The 5,093-nt window shown below is 71.7% G+C and carries 6 protein-coding genes; 2 read left to right on the top strand and 4 right to left on the bottom strand.

What is annotated here, in order from left to right:
• Positions 1–94: 94 nt before the first annotated feature.
• From SACSA_RS0103630 to SACSA_RS0103645, 4 genes are read right to left on the bottom strand one after another with little or no spacing between them, the layout of a single operon-like run.
• Positions 95–1,099, bottom strand: coding sequence for a glycine betaine ABC transporter substrate-binding protein (locus tag SACSA_RS0103630; protein WP_019813586.1), 1,005 nt, complete (start codon positions 1,097–1,099; stop codon positions 95–97).
• Positions 1,096–1,875 (bottom strand): ABC transporter permease, encoded by a 780-nt coding sequence (locus tag SACSA_RS0103635; protein ID WP_019813591.1) that lies wholly within the window; start codon positions 1,873–1,875, stop codon positions 1,096–1,098. Before SACSA_RS0103635 ends, SACSA_RS0103630 begins: the two co-directional genes overlap by 4 nt.
• A complete protein-coding gene (locus SACSA_RS0103640; RefSeq protein ID WP_019813593.1) occupies positions 1,872–3,086 on the bottom strand; it encodes an ABC transporter ATP-binding protein in 1,215 nt (404 codons plus the stop codon). The genes SACSA_RS0103635 and SACSA_RS0103640 overlap by 4 nt, the downstream gene beginning before the upstream one ends.
• A complete protein-coding gene (locus SACSA_RS0103645) occupies positions 3,079–3,726 on the bottom strand; it encodes an ABC transporter permease (protein ID WP_028661505.1) in 648 nt (215 codons plus the stop codon). The genes SACSA_RS0103640 and SACSA_RS0103645 overlap by 8 nt, the downstream gene beginning before the upstream one ends.
• A gap of 144 nt (positions 3,727–3,870) precedes the next feature.
• Between SACSA_RS0103645 and SACSA_RS0103650 the strand changes: the two genes are divergently transcribed.
• Positions 3,871–4,398, top strand: a complete 528-nt coding sequence (locus SACSA_RS0103650; RefSeq protein ID WP_157596591.1) for a hypothetical protein — start codon at positions 3,871–3,873, stop codon at positions 4,396–4,398.
• A 52-nt stretch (positions 4,399–4,450) separates the two neighbouring features.
• Positions 4,451–5,093 (top strand): YcnI family copper-binding membrane protein (locus SACSA_RS21315; RefSeq protein WP_019813599.1); only part of this gene is annotated, 643 nt, incomplete at its 3' end.

Raw genomic sequence — 5,093 nt, forward strand, 5'->3', positions numbered from 1 at the left:
AGGCTCGGGCTGGACGCGCACTGACCCGCGCCGGGTCTCGGCCTGTGCCGTTCGCCCGCCCGGCGCGCGGCCGGCGCGACGGTGCCGGGAGACCTCACCCGGCGCTGATGAATCCCTTCGCCACCATCCAGTCACGGGCCACCGTGGCCGCGTCCCGGCCGTCCACGTCGACCTGCTTGTTCAGCTCGATGATCTCCTCGTTGTCGAGCTCCTCGGCGATCGGCGCGAGCACGTCGGCGATCGCGGGGTGACGGTCGAGGAACTCCTGCCGCACCGTCACGGCGGCGTTGTACTGCGGGAAGAATCCCCGGTCGTCTGTGATGACGCGCAGGTCGAGCCCGGCGATGCGGCCGTCGGTGGTGAACACCTCGCCGAACGCGCACGTCCCGTTCGCCACGGCGCTGTAGATCGCCCCCGTGCCGAACGTCTTCGTCGTGGTCACCGGGAAGCCGTAGGTCTCGCGCACGCCCGGCATGCCGTCCGGTCTGCTGGCGAACTCCGTCTCGACGCAGAACACCGCGTGCTCAGGGGCGTTCCGCAGGAACTCCGTGACTTCGGTCATCGTGCTCAAGCCGTGCCGCCGCGCGAACCGCTCGGTGGTGGCGAAGGCGTAGGTGTTGTTGACCTCCGAGTACGGCAGCCACACCACCCCGTTGCGGGCCAGATCGGCCTCGCGTACGGCCCGGTACTGCTCGCGCTCGGTGGGCAGCGGCTCGTCGTGGCCCAGGTAGGAAAGCCACCCCGTGCCGGTGTACTCCCACTGGAGGTCGATCTGACCGTCGAGCAACGCGTGGCGGGCGCTGTTCGAACCGTGGATGTTGGTCATGTCGACCGTCTCGGCTCCGGCCGCCTCCAGCGCGAACTGAGCGAGGTAGCCGAGCAGGATCTGCTCGGTGAAATCCTTCGAGCCGACCGTGATCTCGACGCCGTCGAGGCTGGAGACCGGCTGGATCGACCCGGGCCGGACCTCGAAGGGCAGCGCCGCGTTGACGGTCAGCCCGCACGCGCTCGCCGCGAGCAGCGGCAGCACCGCCACGAACGCCCACACCCTGTGCCGGAGGCGCCTGTGCCGGAGGCGCCTGTGCCGGAGGCGGGTCATGACGACAGCCCTTTCGGTCCGAGGTAGTTCTCCAACAGCGCGCCGAGCCAGTCCACCAGCAGCGCCAGCCCGGCGGCGAGCACCGCCCCGACCACCAGCACCGCCGTGCGGTTCAGCTTGTAGCCGGTGTCGACCAGCTCACCGAGACCGCCCCCGTTGACGAAGAACGCCAGCGTCGCCGTGCCGACCGCCAGGACAAGGGACGTGCGCAGCCCGGCGAGGATCAACGGCACCGCCAACGGCACCTCCACCCGCAGCAGCACCCCGACAGGTGACATGCCGATGCCGCGGCCCGCGTCCACGAGCGCCGGGTCGACCGAGTCGATCCCGACGATGGTGTTGCGCAGCACGGGCAGCAGCGAGTAGAAGGCGATCGGCAGCGCGGCGGCCCAGAGCCCTTCCCACTCGCTCCACAGGAAGAACAGCACCAGCACGCCGAGCGCGGGCGCGGCCTGGCCGATGTTGGCGATGCCGAGGAACAGCGGCGCCACGGGACGGGCCCACGACCGGGTGAGCACCATGCCGAGCGGCACGGCGACCCCCACGACGATCACGGCCACCACCGCGGTGATCGCCAGGTGCTCGGCCGTCTTCTGCCAGAGCACGCCCGCCGTCAGCGACTCCGCCTCGATCGCGTCGTTGGTCCGGGTGAACGCCCACCCGAGCACGGCGCCGACCACGACCACCACGACCGCGGGCTGGGCGAGCAGCCGGACGCGCTCGGCCCGCGACGAACCGGACTCGGTGGAGAACTCCCGCACGTCGGTGGTGCTCATGCGCGCTCGTCCCCCGGCCCGGCCGAGGCCGCCTCGCCGTGCTCCTGCCGGAGTTGCTGGACGGTGTCGGTGACCGTGGTGATGTCGATCGTGCCGACGTATTCGCCCCGGGCACCGGTGACCACCGCGTTGCCCCCCTCGGCCAGGATCGCCTCCAGCGCGTCCTGCAAGGTCGATTGCGTGCTCACCGCGTCGCCGACCGGCCTGCCCACCGTCGTCAGCGCCGCCGCGTGCGGCAGGTCGCGGACGTGCACCCAGCGCAGCGGCCTGCGGCGGGCGTCGAGCACCAGCGCGTAGGTCCGCCCGCGCTCGGTCATCGTCCGGCGCAACTCGGCGGGCGAGGTGTCGTGCGCGGCGGTCAGGGTGCTGTCGCGGTACTCGACGTCGCGCACCCGCAGCAGCGTGAGCTGTTTGAGCGAGGCGCCCGCGCCGACGAACCCGGCCACCATGTCGTTGGCCGGGTTGGCCAGGATCGCCTCGGGCGTGTCGTACTGGTGGATCGTCGAGGCGTTGCCGAGCACCGCGATGCGGTCACCGAGCTTGACGGCCTCGTCGAAGTCGTGGGTGACGAACACGATGGTCTTGCGCAGATCGGACTGGAGCCGCAGCAGCTCGTCCTGGAGGTTGCCCCGCGTGATCGGGTCCACCGCGCCGAACGGCTCGTCCATCAGCAACACCGGCGGGTCGGCGGCGAGCGCCCGTGCCACCCCGACGCGTTGCTGCTGGCCGCCGGAAAGCTGACGCGGGTAGCGGTCGCGGAACTCGGCCGGGTCGAGCCCGACCAGGTCCATCAGCTCGTCGGTCCGCTCCGCGATCCGCTTGCGGCTCCAGCGCAGCAGGCCGGGGACCACGCCGATGTTGTCGGCGACCGTGAAGTGCGGGAACAGGCCCGCCTGCTGGATCGCGTAGCCGATGGTGCGGCGCAGCGCGGCGCCGTTCAGCTCGCGGGTGTCCTCGCCGCCGATGGTGATGCGGCCCGAGGTCGGCTCGATCAGCCGATTGATCATGCGCATGGTCGTCGTCTTGCCGCACCCGGACGGCCCGACCAGGATGACGATCTTGCCAGCCGGGATCGTCATGCTCACGTCGGCCACGGCCGGTTGGCTGCTGCCCGGGTAACGCTTGGTGACCTGCTCAAGCCGGATCTCGGCCCCGCTGGGCGCCGGACCGGCGGAGCGCTCCTCGACGACGGCGATCGGATTCTCAGCCACGGATTCCCCTCGACACGGTCAGGCGGGCGATGACGAAATACACGGCCTCGAGCAGCAGGGCCAGAAGGACGACGCCGAGCGTGCCCGCGAGGGCCTGATTGGTCGCGTTCGCACTGCCCGCCCTCGTCAGTCCCGAGAACACCTCGCCGCCGAGGCCCGGGCCCTTGGCGTAGGCGGCGATCACGGCGATGCCCATGAGCATCTGCGTGGCCACCCGCATCCCGGCGAGGATGGCAGGCCACGCCAGGCGCAGTTCGACCTTGGTGAGCACACCCGCCCTGCTCATGCCGAGGCCGCGGGCGGCGTCGGTGACCGCCGGGTCCACCCCGGCCAGCCCGACGATGGTGTTCCGGGTGATCGGCAGCAGCGCGTACAGCACGAGGGCGATCACCGTGGGCGTGGCTCCGAGCCCGAACACCGGGATGAGCAGGCCCAGCAGCGCGAACGAGGGGATCGTCAGGATCGTGCTGGCCAGCGCCGTCGCCACGGCCGACCCGACGGGGCTGCGGTAGACCGCCACCCCGATGAGCACTCCCAGCACCGCGGCCAGCAGCGTCGACTGCACCACCTCGCTGACATGCAGCCATGCCTGCAACGACAGTCGTGCCCAACGGTCGGCCACGTACTCGAACAAACTCAAACGCACCACCGCCCGGTCTCGTTGTCACCAGCCGTGCCGTCCGGGGGCCCGCACGGCGATGGCGACACGTTTCCCGATCCGGGGCCGGAAAGGCAAGCTCGACGGGATATTCGTCTCGGTACGTCGTCGCCTAGGGTGGGCCGGGTGAGCAGCACGTTCGTACCCCGCGCGCCCGGGCGCGCACGCAGGGTGCTGCTCGCGGGGAGTTCCGCCGCGCTGACCGTCAGCGCGCACACGATGGGCGGGGGCCACCTGCCCGACCTGGTGAGCACGGTCGGGCTGGCCGTGGTGATCGGCTGGGCGTCCACGGCGGCGGCCGAGCACGTGCGCGGTGTCCTCGGCGTGCTCGCCGTGCTCGGCGGCGCGCAGGTGCTCGCCCACGGGGTGCTCAGTCACCTCTCCGGGCACGTCGCCGACGGACCGGCCATGCTCGCCCTGCACGCCGTCGCCACCGTCATCACGGCGGTCCTGCTGGCACGCGCGGAGGCGATGCTCGCGACGGCCATCCACGTCGTCGGCACGCTGTTCGGACTGTTCGTGGTGCGCCTTCGGCCGCCCTCCGGGTGGACTCTCGCACCCGGCAGAGTGGCCGCCTCCCCCACGGGCGGGCACGCCGTCGAGGTGCTGCTGCGGCGAGCACACCCGCTCCGCGGACCGCCCCCACACTCCTGACTCCACGACGACAGCGGTATCGACGCTTCACGGTTCAGGAGGACCTGTTTTCATGTCGACAAGTCGACTTTTTTCCCGGTGTGCCGCGCTGACGGCCACCGTCGCGCTCACCGGCCTGGCCGCGGCGGGCACGGCCTCGGCCCACGTGACCGCCAACGTCTACGGCGAACAGCCCGAACAGGGCGGCTACGGCGCGGTCGCGTTCCGCGTGCCGAACGAGAAGGAGGACGTGGGCACCACCGAGGTGGCGCTCACCGTGCCCGCCGAGTACGGCATCAGTTCGGCCCGCACCAAGCCCGTGCCCGGGTGGACGGCCTCGGTCTCCGAGCCCGACGACGTGGTCACCGGCATCACCTTCACCGCCGACGAGGGCACCGAGATCCCGGCCGGCACGACCTCCTACGAGGAGTTCCACGTCAGCCTCGGGCCGCTGCCCGAGGACGTGGACACCCTGGTGTTCGCCGCGGCGCAGACCTACTCCGACGGCAGCGTGGTGAACTGGGATCAGGACCCCACCAGCACCGAGGGCGAACCGGAGCACCCGGCCCCGGTGGTCGACCTGGCCGCGTCCTCCGGCGACGGGCACGGCTCTGCCTCCGGCGACGGCGGAGCCGACGGGGACGCGGCGGAATCCTCCGAATCCCCGGAGGGCTCGGGCGGCTCGGACGAGACCGCCCGCTGGCTCGGCGGCGCCG

This window comes from Saccharomonospora saliphila YIM 90502 (assembly GCF_000383795.1).
GTDB classification, from domain to species: Bacteria; Actinomycetota; Actinomycetes; order Mycobacteriales; family Pseudonocardiaceae; genus Saccharomonospora; species Saccharomonospora saliphila.

Bases quoted from the DNA above. Each gene is read 5' to 3' on its own strand.
- SACSA_RS0103630 (WP_019813586.1), bottom strand. From the start codon at position 1,099: ATGACCCGCCTCCGGCACAGGCGCCTCCGGCACAGGCGCCTCCGGCAC.
- SACSA_RS0103635 (WP_019813591.1), bottom strand. From the start codon at position 1,875: ATGAGCACCACCGACGTGCGGGAGTTCTCCACCGAGTCCGGTTCGTCG.